The sequence below is a fragment of the Micromonospora sp. NBC_01699 genome, assembly GCF_036250065.1.
GTDB lineage: Bacteria > Actinomycetota > Actinomycetes > Mycobacteriales > Micromonosporaceae > Micromonospora_G.
In genome coordinates this window covers 6,952,542-6,968,181 of sequence record NZ_CP109199.1, presented here as the reverse complement: position 1 = coordinate 6,968,181, position 15,640 = coordinate 6,952,542, and the positions used below count along the sequence as shown (strand labels likewise).

Genomic DNA, 15,640 nt, shown 5'->3' with positions numbered 1-15,640 from the left:
GAAGGTGATCATATGGCGGCGCGGACCAGGCGGAGTTGACCTATCTCGGCGGAGTTCTTCATCAGCTCCGCGTTGAGCCAGCCGAGCATGTGGGCGATGGTGTGCTCGGGATCGTCCTGCCACGGGAACGGTGCGACCCGGTCCAGGTCGGCGTCGGTGAACCGGTCGAGCACACCCAGCCACTCCGTACGCAGACCGCGCAACCAACCGACGGCGGCCCCGCCGGGACCGGGCCAGCGGATGTCGGTGCGCTCCGGTGGCGTCCGTCCTCGGGCGTGCGCGATGGACACCGTCCACCACCAGCCGATGTGCCAGGTGAGCCAACCGATCGTGGGGACCGGGATCGGATCGGGCTCGACGTCGGCCCAGTCCGGCACCCAGCCGCCGTCGGCGGTCGGCCGGACCGTCCAGCAGTGCTCGGCGGGTTCCCAGAGGAAGTCCGCCGGCTCCAACCGTTCCAGGTGGTACTCGAACAGCGACCAGGTCAGGTCGAACTGCCAACGCAAGAGATCACCACGGGTTACCGGCACCGGGGGATCGTCGCATCGGCGTACGCATCGGTCGAGGGGTTATCTCTCGCACGTAATGTCGTGCCAGGGTGAGAGCCTGGTCGCCGAGAGTGGGGTTGCGGATGACAGTGAGGTCCCGCGCGACGTGGGCGGACGTGCTCGACTACTGCCTGGCCAAGCCGGGCGCGTGGCGGGACGAGCCGTGGGAGAGCGACGTGGTGGCGAAGGTCGGCCCCAAGATCTTCGCGTTCCTCGGCGGGGAGTGCGGGTCGACCGTCGGGGTGAAGTGCGGCCCGAACCGGGAGGTTGCCGACGAGTGGTTGCTGCGCTACCCGCACGATGCCACGGTGATGCCGTACATCGGGCGCTACGGGTGGAACAGCCTGCGGATCGGCGGGCTGATCCCCGGCGACGAGCTGTTCGAGGCGATCGACGCCTCCTACGAGACGGTGGTCGCCAAGCTGCCCCGCAGCGAGCGCCCCGGAACCGGGTGACCCCTCCCGGTCAGCCGGGCTGTGAGAGGGACTCCCAGAGCCGGGTGCTCTCCCGGCGTTCGTGCTCGGCGAGCCGGGCCCGGATCCAGATCCGGTCGTCGCTGGTGATCGCCACCTGACCCTCGCCGAGGTCGGCGCAGGCGCCCAGTTCCGGATACCTGATCACGAGGTCACCGAGGAACGCCAGGCGGAGGTCGTCGGCGTCGTAGCCCCGTTCGTCCAGCACGTCGTAGGCGCCCTCGTCCAGGCCGACCCGGGCCACCGGACGTACGCCGTCGAGCACCGCGGTGGTGGTCAGCGCCCACGAGTCCGGGCCGACCGGGAACGGGAAGTCCGGCTCCAACTCGCCGACCAGCCGCCATGCGCCCGCCGGGTGCTCCGAGACGGGCAGCCACGCGTGCGCCTGCCGGTTTCGGCTGCTCGCCGTGGCCCGCTCGTCCCACGGCCAGCGTCCATCGCGGTCCGGCCAGACCAATTGCTGTACGGGCATCGCCACGCCGCCGTAGAAGCGGTGCGCGGTGCCGAACAGCGCGTCCCGCCACGAGTCGTCGACCGGCCGCAACTGGGTGGCGAAGCCGTCCAGTACGCCCGTGAACGCCTCCCCGGGCTCGGGCCAGCCCCGGTCCCGCCCGAGCGCCACGCAGGCGTTGAGCCAGTGCTGCATGCTCTCGCCGTCGAGGCCGAACATCACGATCTCCGGCCGGCGGAACGTGTGCCACAGCCCGACCGTGTACGCGAACTCGACCCAGCCGCCCGCGATCCGCAGCGCCGACCAGCCGTGTTCCCGGACCGTGTCGACGACGCCGCCGCCGCGAGCGTCGGGATGGTCGGTGCAGATCACGCAGGGACAGGAGGATTCGCGCACCGGCCGACTCTACCGAGGCCCCGAATCCGCCACCCCGAGTGCTCGCGGCCGACGGGACACTGGCCGGCGTCAGCCCCGGTCAGGCCGCGTCGTCGGTCGGTGGCCGTAGTGCCCGGAAGCGGCGGAGTAGTTCCACCGCGGGCTTGCTGTCGGGGTCGAAGGTGAACATGTCGGTATCCGCTATGCCCGAGGTGAGCAGCAGCCCGTTGTGGCACTGGAAGCAGAACGCCACCTCGGCCAGCGTGCTCCAGCCACGACGGAGGCGGATCGCGTAACTCGGTACGAAGCAACGCATCCCTTCCGCCTCGGGCAGTGCCGCCACGAGTCCGAGCACCTCGTGGACCCGTTCGTCCTCCCAGGTGCCGATGACGTCACCGGGAACCGTGTCCCAGCCGCCCCAGTGTGGGTCGCGGTCGAGTTCGACCGCGATCACGTCGATTTCGCGTACGTCCCGTGCGCCTTCGATCAGCGGCATGTTCGCATCCTGCCCGAACCGGTCGGCAAAGGGCTACGCCGGTTTCGGCCGTACGTGCCTGTTCGGGTGGCGCACGGCGCCGGATACTTCGACCCGAGAATCCTCGGACCCTGCACAGAGCACCGCCGAGCAGCCGTTACCGCAGGGTACGCAATGATGCTTATGTTGTTGCGCGCTCCCAACTGGAGGTCACCGGTGTCCCCTCGTTCCCCGCGGGTGAACGTCCAGATGCGTCACCGGTCCCAGGAGCGGATCATCGGCGCGGCGTTGGAGGTCTTCGCCGCACACGGGTACGAGGGCGCGACCATCTCGCAGATCACCGACCGGGCGGCGGTGTCCCGAGGGCTGATCTCGTACTATTTCGCCTCGAAACGCGACCTGCTGGAGGCGGTGCTCGGCCGGTGGCTGGACGCCATGCTGGGGATGCTGGACGACCAGGGGCCGGAGGTGCCGGCCGACCAACTGCTCGCCACCGTGATCGATCGGGCGCTGTTCGGGGCTCGGGGCAACCTCGAAACCCAGCGGTTGATGCTCTGCCTGATGCTCCAGCCCGGCACCCGCGAGGTGTTCGCGCGAGTGGAGCGGTCGCGGGAGGCCACCGTACGGGCGTTCGAGGACCGGGTACGGGCAATCTTCGTGGCCCGGGGGGCGGTCGACCCGGCGGTCGAGGAGGTGCTGCTGCGCAGCCTGCTCGAAGGTGTGGTCTACAAGCTTGCCGTGTACGAGGACATCTATCCGTTGACCGAGGTCCGCAACCGGCTGTACGTGGTCTACCAGCTCGGCGAGCCCGGTCCGCTGCCGTTGCCCCCGGACACCTTCCACGACACGGAGCGGCTGCGCGCACCGGTCTGAGCGGTGGACTTGCCAACGCGTTCTTGACTAGCTGATGATCGGGCTCGTAGGGTCAAGTCGACATTGGACTGGATGGACGTACAGTCAGTGTGCCGTGACCCCAGTGTCCCCTCGCGCCTCCGCCATGGCCGGGGGGACACTGGTCCGGCTAGGCTTGTCGGTCATGCCCGAGGGACACACGATCCACCGGCTCGCGGCGCGCCACCGGGCGCTCTTCGCGGGCGACAAGGTGCTGGTCGACAGCCCTCAGGGGCGGTTCGCCGAGGGCGCCGCGCTGCTGTCCGGCACCGTCCTGGACGACACCGAGGCGTACGGCAAGCACCTGCTGCACCACTACGCCAACGGCGTCAGCCTGCACGTGCACCTGGGGCTCTACGGCAGGTTCGCCGACGGTGACGGCGAACCGCCGGCCCCGGTGGGGCAGATCCGCCTGCGGCTGAGCAGCGACCGGCACTGGCTGGAACTGCGCGGACCGACCGCCTGTGAGCTGCTCAACCCGCCCGAGGTCGACGCGCTGCGGCACCGGCTCGGCGCCGATCCGCTGCGCGCCGACGCCGACCCGGACCCGGCGTACGCGCGGATCGGGCGCAGCCCGACACCACTGGCGGCGCTGCTGCTGGACCAGACGATCGTGGCCGGCACCGGGCTGATCTTCGTGACCGAGGCGCTGTTCCGGGCCGGGACACACCCGCGTACGCCCGGCCGGCAGTTGAGCCGTACCGGCTGGGCGGCGCTCTGGACCGACCTCGGCGCGCTGATGCGTACCGCCGTGGGGACCGGCCGGATCGACACCGTGCACGACCGGCACCTGCCCGAGGCGATGGGCCGCCCGCCCCGGGTCGACCGGCACGGCGGCGAGGTGTACGTCTACCGTCGCGCCGGCCAGCCCTGCCACGTCTGCGGTACACCGGTCCGCCAGGCCGAACTGGTCGGCCGCAACCTGTACTGGTGCCCGACCTGTCAACCCGGCTAGCCGTTCGGGCTGTCTGAGCACGTCCGATTTTGTATGTTCGGAGGTGGTACGAAGACAGCCGGGATGCCAGCGCCTCCTCTTCCGGTCCGGCGTGCCTAGGAGGCGTACGTCGTGACGTCGAGCCCGCTACCCCGGATTCTGCGCAAGGGCGACGAGCCCAAGTATCCGACGTTCCTGGAACTCTTCTTCGACCTGGTCTACATCTTCATCCTCTCCCGGATCGCGGGAGCCCTGGCCAGCGACCCGACCCCGGCCACCGCGGCGCGAATGGCGGTGGTGCTGCTCGCCGTCTGGTGGGTCTGGGTGCTGACCGCGTGGCTCACCGACCTGTTCAACCCGCAGTTGCCGATCATCCAGGCCACGGTGCTCCTGGTCATGCTCGGCACCCTGATCATGGCGGTGACGGTGCCGCGCGCGTTCGGTGACCAGGGGTGGATCTTCGTCGCCGGCTACTTCGGCATCCACCTGGTCCGTGACTCGGTGCTGATACCCGGCACCCGGGTGAACCCGTACATCCAGGCCAGGAGCATCCGGGTCTTCTTCTGGTTCGGCGTCACCGGCCCGCTCTGGGTGGCCGGCGCGCTCGTCGACGGTACGGCCCGGCTGGTGCTCTGGGCCGTCGCGGTGGCGCTGGACCTCGGCTCGGCCCGGATCGGCTGGCCGACGCCGAGACTCGGCCGGACGGAACTGGCCAGTCAGATCTTCACCGGCACCCACCTCACCGAGCGGCACCGGGAGATCTTCATCATCGCGCTCGGCGAGCTGATCCTGACCATCGGAATACGGCTCTCCGCCAGCGGGTACGAGGCAGGTCGGGTGGCGGCCTGCGCGGTGGCGTTCGCCAACGCCGTGCTGCTGTTCCAGCTCTACTTCCACCGGGTACGGCAGCTGATGGCGCCGCCCAACGTCACGTTGGTGGAGCGGGTCCGGTCGGGCACCTCGACCTCGTACACCCATCTGGTGATGGTGGCGGGGGTCGTGGTCATCTCGGCCGGCAACATCCTCGTCATCGGCCGCCCGTTCGGCGCGCCGCCGACCGGCTGGATCGTGGCGATCCTGGGCGGCCCCGCGCTGTTCCTGCTCGGCGGCTGCCTCTTCGACTTCGTGGTGACCGGCGGAATCCGCCGGTCCCGGGTGGTCGCGATAGTCGTGCTGGGTGCCGTCGGACCGGCGATGCCGCTGCTGCCGCCACTCGTGATCATGATCGTGGTCAACCTGGTCCTGCTGCTCACCCTGCTCGGCGAGACGCTGCTCCGGCGGGTCAGCCCAGCGCTGGCGGCGCCGGGGCGCGGGGCCGGGACCGGGTACTGAGGAGGTTCGCCACCGCGATCACTTGCAGGATGATCATGACGAGCAGGGCTGTCTCGATCATCGACAACAGATGGGTCACCGGCGCCACCGCGCCGAGCAGGACCAGCCCGGCCGGCCGGGACCGGGACACCCGACCGAAGACTATGTAGTCGAGCAGCCCTCGGCCGAGCAGGAACAGGCCGGGCCCGGCGAGCATGGTCGCCGCCCAGGCCGGCGGGGCGTCGTCGAAGGGGTGTGCGATGACGAACTGGCAGGCGGCGGCCGTACCGACGATGCCGGCCACCATGATCAGGTGGGTGACGGCGGTGAACTGGCTCAGCCGGGACGGGTCCTCCGACCGGGAGATGGCCACGGTCATCAGCTCACCGGCGCGGTAGATGTAGATCCGCCACATCAGCACCGTGATCAGGAATACGACCACCAGCGCCCAGCCCTGGTCGACGGGTTGCGTCCGGGTCTCGCTGAAGGACTGGCCGGCTACGAAGATCGATGTCCCGAGCGCGATGATGACGAACTTCCGGTACCGCTCGGACAGCCGCCCGCCGGCCAGTCGCCGTTTCCGCGAGTGGTGGCTACTGTCCAGCCGGGGGACGGGCCAACCGAACCCGACCCCGGCGTACTCGATCGCGATCGCCACCGCCCAGAGAACAGCTCGGGCCGTGCCGGTGGCCAGGCCGCCGCCGATCCACCCGATCGCGGCGACGCTCTCCCAGAGGATGATCCGGCGAGAGTGGTCCACCGCCGGGCGGGTCCGGGCCGTGGCCAGGTTGTAGAACACCGAACCGAAGTGGATCAGCACGTAGGTGATCGCGAACAGGAGGCCACGGCTGCCGTACGCGTCGGGCACCAGGGCCGCCAACAGCAGGCTGCCCGCCATCGTCCAGATCACCTGCGGCTGGGCCATCGGCCGGCTCAGGTCGACCGTGCTGCCCGCCCACGCGGTCAGCGCCCAGATCAGCGCGAACGCCAGCAGCAGCACCAGGACCTGACCGGCTCCCGCCCAGGTCATCTGCCGCGTCAGCTTCTCGGCGAGCGAGAGCAGCGCGAAGACGTAGACCAGGTCGAAGAACAGCTCCAGGAAAGCCGGCCGATCCGCCTCCTCCGCCGAGGTCGCCGCCTCGGCGCTGCCGTCCGTCGCCATCGACCACCCCCGCCCACCCGTCCGGTCCGCACCACTGCCGCGCAATCCGACCCTAGGGGGAGCAAGGTGTCGGTGTGGGGCGAACCGGACCCGCGCCGGCCCTGGCCGAGCCCTAGCCGCGCAGGCGGCGGATGTCGCCGTACGCCCGGTAGAAGCCGCCCCGACCCGACTCCCGGACCTCCGGGACCAGGTAGCGGGCCCGCGGCTCCCGGATGCCCTTCGGGAACTGCACCAGCCAGTCCCGCCGGTAACCCGGCGACAGTACGTGGATGCGCAGCCGGCCGCCCTCCTCGACGCACTCCACCAGCACCCCGTCGCCCGCGTCGTGGGTCACCTCGACCGTGGTCGACACCGCGACCGCCGGCATCCGGGGCGGCGCCTTCACGTCCACCACGTCCGGCACGCTGCCCTGCTCAGCCGCCCGGATCGCCACCTCGCTCGCGTCGACGCAGGCCAGCGCCCCGCTCGTGGTGACCAGGTAGAGCCGCTGCTCGTGGTACTGCATCGAGTAGGCCGATCCGCAGCCGGTGCCGAGCTTCCACAGCCGGTTGCCGGCGGCGTCGAAGCAGTAGATCGACGAGTGGCTGTCCCCGGCGAAGACGAACTCGCCGTCGGCCGAGGTGGCACAGGAGTAGACCGGGGCGTCGCACCGGTACGTCCGCTCGGACCGGCCGTCCTTGCTCAGCCGGACCACCTGGCTGGTGGCCGTACCGGCATAGAGGGTGCCCGGCTCCTGCCAGCCGAACAGCACCGCGCCGGTCGGCTGGTGCCACACCTCCCGGCCGGTCCGCCAGTCGTAGCTGGTCACCCCTCGGGAGTGCCCGTGGTGTACGGCGTCCGCGTCGCAGCGCACCATCCACCCGGAGGAGCCGTTGCCCTGCCGCCGCCAGAGGAACTCGTCCTCGTGGTCGATGCTGGCGATCCCGCCGCCGGAGTCGGAGACACCGAGCACCCCGTCGTGGATGTCCAGCCAGTAGATGTCGATGTCGTCGGCGATCCGGTACGCCAGCCGGGGCACCTTGCCGGAGATGTCGTACACGTTGCCGTCGTCGCAGCCGGCGTACCGCCAGTCGTCGTCGGCGACGATGCACTTCACCCCGTCCGGCAGCCGGTACTGCTGCACCACCTCGGCGTCGTGGTTCAGTGCGGTGATCACGCCGTGCTCGTTGCCGACCAGGCAGCCGTACCGGTCGACGAAGATGCCGAACGCCGGGGCGCCGGAGTCGTAGCGCCAGAGCACCGGGGCGCGGCGGGCGGTGGACACGACACTGGCGATCTGGCGACGGGACACGCCGCGCTTGGGCCGCTGGCCCGGCACGGCCGGGGCGTAGCCCTTGCGTACCTTCTCGCCGAGCTTGCGGGACGCCTCCACCCGGGCCCGTTCGGCGCTGGCGAAACTGCTCCGCTTGACCTGACCGGCGTCGCCGATCCGGCCGTACCGGACGGTCAGGTCCGGTCCGTCGACGGTCACCTCGTAGAACTTGTGCGAGCCACCGTCGGCCTCGGACAGTTCGAGGTACGTCGTCTCCTGCGGCATCGGGGGTTACCTCCGGGATGGCGTGACTGGCGCCGGCGGGGGGCACCGGGCGCATCGACGGACCACACCGTAAAGACCGGGACCGACAAAATCCCGGCCGGGCTCGGGGACGCTCAGCGCAGCGGGTGCAGCTTGTCGACCGCCTTGCGGGCCGCGACCAGCACCGGGTCCCAGACCGGGGAGTACGGCGGCGCGTAGCCGAGGTCGAGCATCGACATCTCGTCCACCGTCATCCTGTTCCAGAGCGCCACGGCCAGCGTGTCGATCCGCTTCGCGGACTGGGACCGGCCGACGATCTGCGCGCCGAGCAGCCGCCCGGTGCCCCGTTCGGCGATCAGCTTGACCGTCATCGGGGCGGCGTCGGGGAAGTAGCCGGCGGTGTTGGTCGACTCGACGGTGACGGCGATGAACTCGAACCCGGCGATCCGCGCCTCCGGCTCCAGCAGCCCGGTCCGGGCCACCTCCAGGTCGCACACCCGGGTCACGGCGGTGCCGACGATGCCGTGGAAGGTCGCGTAGCCGCCGCCGATGTTGATGCCGGCCACCCGGCCCTGCTTGTTGGCGTGCGTGCCGAGCGGGACGTAGACCGGCTGGCCGGTCGTCCTGTGCAGGGTCTCGACGCAGTCGCCGGCCGCCCAGACCCGGGGCACCCCGATCACCCGCATCCGCAGGTCGGTACGGATGCCGCCGGTCGGGCCGATCGGCAGCCCGGCCTCGGTGGCGAGCCGGACGTTCGGCCGTACGCCGGTGCCGAGCACCACCACGTCCGCCGGGATAGTGGTCTCGGCGGTCCGTACGCCGGTGACCCGGCCCTGTTCGGTGCTGAGCCCGGTGATGTCCACCCCGGTACGCACGTCGATGCCGAGCCCGACCATGGCGTCGCGGACCAGTCGGCCCATGTCCGGGTCGACCGTCGACATCGGCTGCTCGCCCCGCTCGACCAGGATCACCGAGAGCCCGCGCTCGATCATCGCCTCGGCCATCTCGACCCCGATGTAGCCGCCGCCGATCACCACCGCGCGTTTCGGTTTCGGGTCCCCGTCGAGCCATTGCCGCAGCGCCTTGCCGTCGTCGAGGGTCTGCACCCCGAACACCCCACCGGCATCCGTACGCGCCCACGGCGGGATGGTCGGCACCGCGCCGGCCGCGTACACCAGGTCGTCGAAGCGTTCCCGGACCTCGCGCCCGCCGTTGTCCAGGTCCCGCGCGACCACCTCGTGGCGTTCCAGGTCGATCCCGGTCACCTCGTGCCGGGTCCGGACGTCGATCTGGTGGTCCCGGCGGTGCGTGTCCGGATCACGGGTGATCAGTTCCTCGTAGTCGACCAGCCCGCTGATCCAGTACGGGATGCCGCAGGCCGAGTACGACGTGAAGTGTCCCCGCTCGAACGCGATGATCTCCAGGTCGTCCGGGTCCCGACGGCGCCTCGCCTGGGACGCGGCGGACATGCCAGCGGCATCCCCGCCGATTACGATCAGTCGCTCGGCCATAGCTTATTGTCACCGCTCCGAGGTGTTGTCACCGCGGGTCTGGCGAGCCAGGTCGGTGACAACGTCGGTGAGTTCACCCCGACGCGCGTACGCCGCCCGTTGCCGGGTCGCGCCGGTGCCGTCCTTGCGCAACCGATCCAGCAGCTCGGTCACCTCGGGCAGGTCGCCGTGCCGCTCCAGTTCCGGGCGGATCCGGTCGACCAGCTTGTCCAGCAGTTCCCAAGCCGGCATGGTGCCGCCGCGCACCGGGTCGACGGCGAGCCCGTCCAGCCCGTCGTGCGCGGCCCGCCAGTGTGCGGCGGTGAGCAGGTGGTGGTCGATCCGTACCGGTTCCCGGCCCTGTTCGACGTCGGTCAGCGCGGTGCCGACCAGGGACCGGACCAGCGCCGCGACCAGGATCGTGTCGTCCAGGCTCGGGCAGACGTCACCGATGCGGATCTCCACCGTCGGGTAGTGCGCGGAGAGACGGGCATACCAGTAGACCATTCCCTCGTCCAGCAACATGCCGGTTGCGACGAGCTGGTCGACCAGCCACTGGTAATGCGCGTGCGATTCCAGCCACGGGGTCGGCGCGACCGACGGCCAGCGCTCCCAGAGCACCGAACGCCAGCTCGCGTACCCGGTGTCCTGCCCGTTGTGGAACGGCGAGTTGGTGGTGACCGCGTGCAGGATCGGCAGCCACGGCCGCAGGTGGTTGAGCACCCGTACCCCGGTTTCCGGGTCGGGGATCCCGACGTGCACGTGCATGCCGTTGTTGCCGGGACCGTCGACCAGCGGGCCGAACTGCTCGACCATCCGGTGGAAGCGGGGGTTGTCGAACACCGGTGGTACCGGTCCGTCGACCAGTCCGGCGCCAACCGCTACCAGCCGTACGCCGGCCGCCTCGGCCGCGTCCGCGAGCCCGGACCGGAGCAGCCCGAGTGAGTGCCGCAGGGCCCCCAGCTCAAGCCCCGGCGGACTGCCGATCTCGATCTGGCTGGTCTGGAACTCGTGCTGCACCTGCCCGCGCAGGTCGTCCGGCACCTGCTCCAGCACCCGGTCCACCGCCGGTACGGCCTGCCCGGTGTCCGGGTCGACGAGCAGGAACTCCTCCTCGACCCCGACCGTACGCAGCCCCGGTTGGTCGCTCGCCTGGGCCGCCGTGTCCCGGCCGGTCGTGTCCTGGGGAACCGTCGCGTTCTGGGCCATCGCCACACTGCCGGCCATCGCCACCACCCGCCGTTCGTCGAGTTGCCGTCGCGCCGCCAAGGGCGCCTGACGACTCCGTTACCCAACGCGGTGACTCCGGGAAACGCCGAACCGGCGTGTCGACCCGCACCGAGCACCCGGCGACCCGCGGCGAACAAACGCGGTTGGCTAGCGGAAAACGCCGATTTTCTGCGGCTTGAGGCCGGGGAAGATGGCCTTCGGGTCGGCCACGCCCATCCGGGACCTGAGCAACTCGGTCAGCACGTCGCGGTAGTCGTTCGCGCCGGCCAGGTCGCCCTGGTCCAGGGCGGAGGCGGCAAGGCCCGGCCAACGGCCGTGCACCTTCCCGCCGTTCATCCCGCCACCGAGCATCAGCATCAGCCCGCCGTGCCCGTGGTCGGTGCCGGAGCTGCCGTTCGCCTCGACCCGGCGGCCGAACTCACTCATGGTGACCACCGAGACGTCGTCCAGTGCCGGCCCGAGGTCGGTGGCGAACGCGCCGAGCGCGCCGGCCAGCTCGCCCAGCCGGTTGCGCATGTCGCCGCCGTCCGACCCGCCGATGTTGGTGTGCATGTCCCAGCCGCCGATGTCGACCGCGGCCACCCGCAGTCCCACCTTCGCCTTGATCAGTCGGGCCACGTCGCGCAGCTGGTCGGCGAAGCCGCCGCCCGGCCACTGCGCCGTCGACCGGTAGTCCTTGCTGGCGATCTTGCGGGCGGCTGCGATCGACGCCAGGGTCTCGGTGGCCTGGGTGGCCAGCGGGTGGTCGTCCAGGCCGGTGTAGAGCGCCTTCAGCGCGGTCAGCGTGCTCGCCCGTACGCCGCTGAAGCCCTGTAGGTCGAACTCGCGGATGCCCTGGAGCACCAGCTTGTTCTCGCCGCCGACCAGCGAGCGGGGCAGTGCCGAGCCCTCGGCGATGGCCCGGAAGGTGGTGCCCGGACCGAGCGCGGTCAGCACCCGGTCCAGCCAGCCGGTGTGCACCCCGGTCGAGGCGGCACCCCGTTCCAGGCAGTCCTGCGCCTGGAAGTGGCTGCGGCTGGCGTCCGGCGAGGCGACCGCGTGCACGGCCGCCATCTTTCCCGACTTCCAGAACGGCTCCAGCGGCGCGAGCGCCGGGTGCAGGCCGAACCGGTCGTCCCCGGCGATCAACGCTCCCGGCTGCACGGCGATGTTGCGGCGGGCGTTGAGGTAGTTGCGGTCGCCGCGCGGCACCACCACCGACAGGCCGTCCATGCCGCCGCGCAGGAAGACGACCACCAGCGTGCGGTTGGTGCTGGCCGGGGCGCCGAACGCGACCCGGGTGGTGGCGATCTGCCCGGCGAGGCTGGCCACGCCGACCGCACCCGCGCCGGCCATCACCCGACGGCGGGTGAAGCCGTGCCGCCAGCGGTCCCGCTGCTCGGTCAGCTCACCGGTGACCGCCTCGGCGTGCACCCGGATCGCCGCCTCGGGCAGGTTCGGCCCGTATCGGCGCAGCTCGTCGGCGGTATGCGGGCTCGGCGGGCCGTCGTCGCGCGTACGCGGAGAGTTGTCCTGCGTCATGGTCTCTCCTCAGCGCAGCGCGTGGTAGATCGAGTCGAGGAACAGCGGGGCCAGGTGTTCGATCTTGCCGCCCAGGGTGGCGTTCTTGACCGCCGTACCCTCCTTCGAGCCGAGGAAGGCCAGCAGTGCCTGCTTGTCCTTGGCGGCCAGCGGCTGTTGCAGCAACCGGGCGGCGAGGGCGTCGAGGTACTGGCCCGTGGTCGGCGGCCGTTTGCCCACCAACCCCTCGGGCTTCGGGTAGGACAGCCCCTTCTGCGCCCCCTGCACCAGCGCCCGGTGGCTGTTCCAGATGGCCAGGGTGGCGTGTGCCGAACGCCACGCCGGTGCCACGTCGGGGTAGCCGTTCGGTGGCACCCAGCCCAGCGGCGGCTGCCCGAACCGCTGGGTCAACCGGTAGAGCCCCTCGATCCCGGCGCGGGTGTCGCCACCGGGCGCCACGCCGAGCGAGCGGGCGGTGGCGACGAAGTTTTCCAGCGGTCGGCGGGCCTTGAGCCCGGTGGAGATCCAGAACTCCTGCGAGCGGAACAGCACCCGCAGCACCGGGGCGATCGCGGTCCCGTTGGCCAGGTACGCCTCGGCCAGCCGCTGCACCAGGTGGTGCGGCGGGGTGTCGGCGACGAACCGGACCGCCAGCTTGCGGGCGATGTTCTTCGCCGTCGCCTCGTGGGTGGCGAGATATTGCAGGTAGCGGTCGCCGAGTGCGAGCCCCTTGGGCCTCGACGGGTTCTTGTCGGTGAAGCCGAGCACCTTCACCGGGTCGATCCAGTGCCGGTCGTTCTCGTACCGGAACTCGCCCTCGTTGGTCACCGTCCGGCCGGTCATGATGTACGCGCTGTTGCGTACGTCGGATTCGGTGTAGCCGCCGTCGATCCCGACCGTGTGCAGTTCCAGCAGCTCGCGGCCGTAGTTCTCGTTGACCGACCTGCGGTGCGACTCGTTGTTGTTCAGGTAGCGCAGCATGGCCGGGTTGCGGGCGCTGGCGGCGAGCATGTCGGAGAACTTGCCGAGCGCGTGCTTGCGGATCACGGCCGTGTCGAACGAGGTGCGTACGTCCCAGCCGCCGTCGAACGGGTTGGTCACGTTCAGGTGGTTGGACCAGAAGTCGACCATCACCTCGAAGAGCTGGCGGCTGCTCCAGAACTGGCGGGCCAGGGTGGCGTGGCCCAGCTCGTACTGGGCGGCCCAGTCGAACTCCTTGACCGAACGCCGGATCTGGGCGGTCGACATGCCGACCGTGGGGAACGAGGCGAGCACCTGCTCGCCGATCGGGTCGGCGACCCTGCTCGGGTCGAGCTGCTGTTCGATCCAGGCGTCGATGCCGGCCGCGCGGACCGCGTCCGCCTCGGTCCGGGTCGGGCCGAAGGAGGCCCGGCGCAGCAGGTGCAGCACGGGGTCGCGGCTGAGCGGGTTGGGGAAGACCGGGGTCGCCTTCAGCGCCGCCTCGGCGGCCCTGGCCGGGGTCTCGGCGAGCCCGGAGGCGCCGAAGTTGATCGACTCGCCGAGCGACTGGCTGTAGCTGGCGTCCCGGTCGGCGAAGGAACCCGCGTCGCGGGGCGACCGGGTCGAGGTCGCCTGGTCGCTCATTGCCGCGGCGATCCCACCACCCCCACCGAGTACGGCGGCAGCCGAGCCGACCGCGCCCGTGGCGACCGCGGCGGCGCCCAGCCCGATGACCACCTGGCGGCGGTTGCGCAGCAGGTTGAACAGGGCCGGCTCGCCGGCTCGGGCGGCGCGGGCCATCGTGCCGAGCACCGGCGCCAGCCGCCCCGCCCCGCCGCGGCCGGTCTCGCCCCGGCTGGACCCGCCCCGGCGCTCGACGCTGGTTCCGGTCGTCGCTCGGGTGGGCGCCCGGTGCCGGGACTGCCCGTCGCGCTCGGCCAAGCCCGGCTGTTCCCGCTCGGCCATCCTGGGCGCACCTCTTCGTCGATCCGGGGGGTCGGGCGGGCGTCCGGCAGCCAGCGCCCCAGGCGCACCCTAGCCAGCCGCCGATCGGTCGCTCAACCATCGAGGCGGATTGTTAAGCCGGAGCAAAGGAACCGGCTGGCGCGGGTGACTACACTGGGCCGGTGCCGGAGCCGCTGATGGTCGTCGTGAGCTGGTGGGCGTACGCCCTCGCGCACGTCGTGACGGTGGCTGCCCGACCGTCCGAGCTGCTCGCCGGAGCGGTGGCCGTGGCCGCGCTGCTGGCCGTCGCGATCGCCGTACACCTGGTGGGTGGGGCGCGCGGGACGGCCGGTGAGTTGACCCGCGGGCTGACCATCCGGGAGCGGGCACGCCGGGCGCGGGTTCCCCGCCAGCTCGATCCGGACGCGGCCGGTCGGCCCCGTCCCCGAGCCCCGACGGTGCTCCTCTCGGCCGCGTAGCGGCTCCATCTCCCCGCCGCCACGCGGCCGGTTCCGTTCTTCACCGTCCACATCGGACGTTGTCTCCCGGCTTCGCCACCGGTGCTGACCACGCGCACCGGTGCCGAGCCGTCCCGGAATCGGACCGAGGGGTTCACCCATGCTTGCCTTCGCACCACTCGACGGCGCCGTCGGCGTCGCCGCCACCTTCGTCCACGCGCTCGCCACGGCGGTCACGCCCCTGGCCGGCTCCGCCGCCACCGCCGCCGCCGTCGTGTTCTTCACCATCGCCGTACGTCTGCTGATCACGCCCCTGACCCTGGCCCAGGTACGCGGCGAGCGGCGTCGGGCCGCGCTCGCTCCGCAACTGCGGGAGCTCCAGCGGCGCTACGGCAAGGACCGGGCCCGGTTGCAGCAGGAGATGCTCGATCTGCACCGGGAGGCCGGGGCGAGCCCGCTCGCCGGTTGCCTGCCGGGGCTGTTGCAGGTGCCGTTCTTCGTGGTCATGTACCACCTGTTCACCGCCACCGGGCCGGTCGGCGGGGGTGCGGATCTGCTCGCCGAGCGGCTGGTCGGGGTGCCGCTCGGGCACCACGTCGCGGACGGGCTCGGCGGTGCGGCGGGACCGCTGTTCGGCGTACTGGTGGTGTTGTTGCTGGCCCTGGCCTGGTGGACGTCGCGGCGGATGCGTCGCGACGCCGCCCTGGCCGCCGCACAGCCGGGCGGTACGGAACAACCCGGTGCCGCCGTGCTGGCCCGGTTGCTGCCGTTGCTGCCGTACGGGACGGTGTTGGCGGCGCTGGTGCTGCCACTGGCGGCGGTGCTCTACCTGGTCACCACGACCGCCTGGACGGCACTGGAACGGGCGGTGCTGCGCCGGCCCCCGGCCCAGGTGGCGGGCAGTTAGACATCGACAAACGT

15 protein-coding genes are annotated in these 15,640 nt (G+C 71.2%); 6 read left to right on the top strand and 9 right to left on the bottom strand.

The features are described 5' to 3' along the window. Positions 1-8: 8 nt before the first annotated feature. Positions 9-506, bottom strand: coding sequence for a DinB family protein (locus tag OG792_RS28585; protein ID WP_329104068.1), 498 nt, complete (start codon positions 504-506; stop codon positions 9-11). Positions 507-631: 125 nt separating this feature from the next. Between OG792_RS28585 and OG792_RS28580 the strand changes: the two genes are divergently transcribed. Beyond that, on the top strand, positions 632-1,003 hold the full coding sequence (locus OG792_RS28580) for an MmcQ/YjbR family DNA-binding protein (protein WP_329104066.1): 372 nt from the start codon (positions 632-634) through the stop codon (positions 1,001-1,003). A 10-nt stretch (positions 1,004-1,013) separates the two neighbouring features. Here the strand turns inward: OG792_RS28580 and OG792_RS28575 are convergent, their stop codons facing one another. Together OG792_RS28575 and OG792_RS28570 are read right to left on the bottom strand one after the other, a co-directional pair. Beyond that, positions 1,014-1,868 (bottom strand): DUF4262 domain-containing protein, encoded by an 855-nt coding sequence (locus tag OG792_RS28575; RefSeq protein ID WP_329104065.1) that lies wholly within the window; start codon positions 1,866-1,868, stop codon positions 1,014-1,016. Between the two features lie 79 nt (positions 1,869-1,947). Then, positions 1,948-2,343, bottom strand: coding sequence for a hypothetical protein (locus OG792_RS28570; protein WP_329104063.1), 396 nt, complete (start codon positions 2,341-2,343; stop codon positions 1,948-1,950). 228 nt (positions 2,344-2,571) lie between these two features. Between OG792_RS28570 and OG792_RS28565 the strand changes: the two genes are divergently transcribed. The 3 genes from OG792_RS28565 (at position 2,572) to OG792_RS28555 (ending at position 5,479) form a co-directional block, all read left to right on the top strand. Next, positions 2,572-3,195: a TetR/AcrR family transcriptional regulator gene (locus tag OG792_RS28565; RefSeq protein ID WP_329104061.1), complete on the top strand. Its 624-nt coding sequence runs from the start codon at positions 2,572-2,574 to the stop codon at positions 3,193-3,195. 163 nt (positions 3,196-3,358) lie between these two features. Continuing rightward, complete coding sequence (locus tag OG792_RS28560) at positions 3,359-4,168, top strand: Fpg/Nei family DNA glycosylase (protein WP_329104059.1); 810 nt, start codon at positions 3,359-3,361, stop codon at positions 4,166-4,168. A gap of 111 nt (positions 4,169-4,279) precedes the next feature. Further along, positions 4,280-5,479 (top strand): low temperature requirement protein A, encoded by a 1,200-nt coding sequence (locus OG792_RS28555; RefSeq protein WP_329104057.1) that lies wholly within the window; start codon positions 4,280-4,282, stop codon positions 5,477-5,479. On the opposite strand, the gene OG792_RS28550 is transcribed toward OG792_RS28555, so the two are convergent. The 6 genes from OG792_RS28550 to OG792_RS28525 all read right to left on the bottom strand — a co-directional run bounded on the left by OG792_RS28550 (position 5,430) and on the right by OG792_RS28525 (position 14,282). Beyond that, positions 5,430-6,620 carry a low temperature requirement protein A gene (locus OG792_RS28550; RefSeq protein ID WP_329104054.1) on the bottom strand — a complete coding sequence of 397 codons (1,191 nt, stop codon included), beginning with the start codon at positions 6,618-6,620 and terminating at the stop codon, positions 5,430-5,432. The two genes, OG792_RS28555 and OG792_RS28550, sit on opposite strands and share 50 nt — an antisense overlap. Before the next feature lie 112 nt (positions 6,621-6,732). Next, a complete protein-coding gene (locus tag OG792_RS28545; RefSeq protein WP_329104052.1) occupies positions 6,733-8,157 on the bottom strand; it encodes a WGR domain-containing protein in 1,425 nt (474 codons plus the stop codon). Positions 8,158-8,270: 113 nt separating this feature from the next. Beyond that, complete coding sequence (locus OG792_RS28540; protein WP_329104050.1) at positions 8,271-9,647, bottom strand: FAD-dependent oxidoreductase; 1,377 nt, start codon at positions 9,645-9,647, stop codon at positions 8,271-8,273. Between the two features lie 9 nt (positions 9,648-9,656). Next, positions 9,657-10,835 (bottom strand): carboxylate-amine ligase, encoded by a 1,179-nt coding sequence (locus OG792_RS28535; protein ID WP_442932510.1) that lies wholly within the window; start codon positions 10,833-10,835, stop codon positions 9,657-9,659. 168 nt (positions 10,836-11,003) lie between these two features. Beyond that, entirely contained in the window at positions 11,004-12,377 is a 1,374-nt protein-coding gene (locus OG792_RS28530) for a DUF1501 domain-containing protein (RefSeq protein ID WP_329104046.1), read from the bottom strand. A gap of 9 nt (positions 12,378-12,386) precedes the next feature. After that, entirely contained in the window at positions 12,387-14,282 is a 1,896-nt protein-coding gene (locus tag OG792_RS28525) for a DUF1800 domain-containing protein (RefSeq protein WP_329104044.1), read from the bottom strand. 161 nt (positions 14,283-14,443) lie between these two features. On the opposite strand from OG792_RS28525, the gene OG792_RS28520 reads away from it, so the two are divergent. Continuing rightward, positions 14,444-14,740 carry a DUF6412 domain-containing protein gene (locus OG792_RS28520; protein WP_329104042.1) on the top strand — a complete coding sequence of 99 codons (297 nt, stop codon included), beginning with the start codon at positions 14,444-14,446 and terminating at the stop codon, positions 14,738-14,740. 139 nt (positions 14,741-14,879) lie between these two features. Then, on the top strand, positions 14,880-15,626 hold the full coding sequence (locus tag OG792_RS28515) for a YidC/Oxa1 family membrane protein insertase (RefSeq protein ID WP_329104041.1): 747 nt from the start codon (positions 14,880-14,882) through the stop codon (positions 15,624-15,626). Positions 15,627-15,640: the final 14 nt, after the last annotated feature.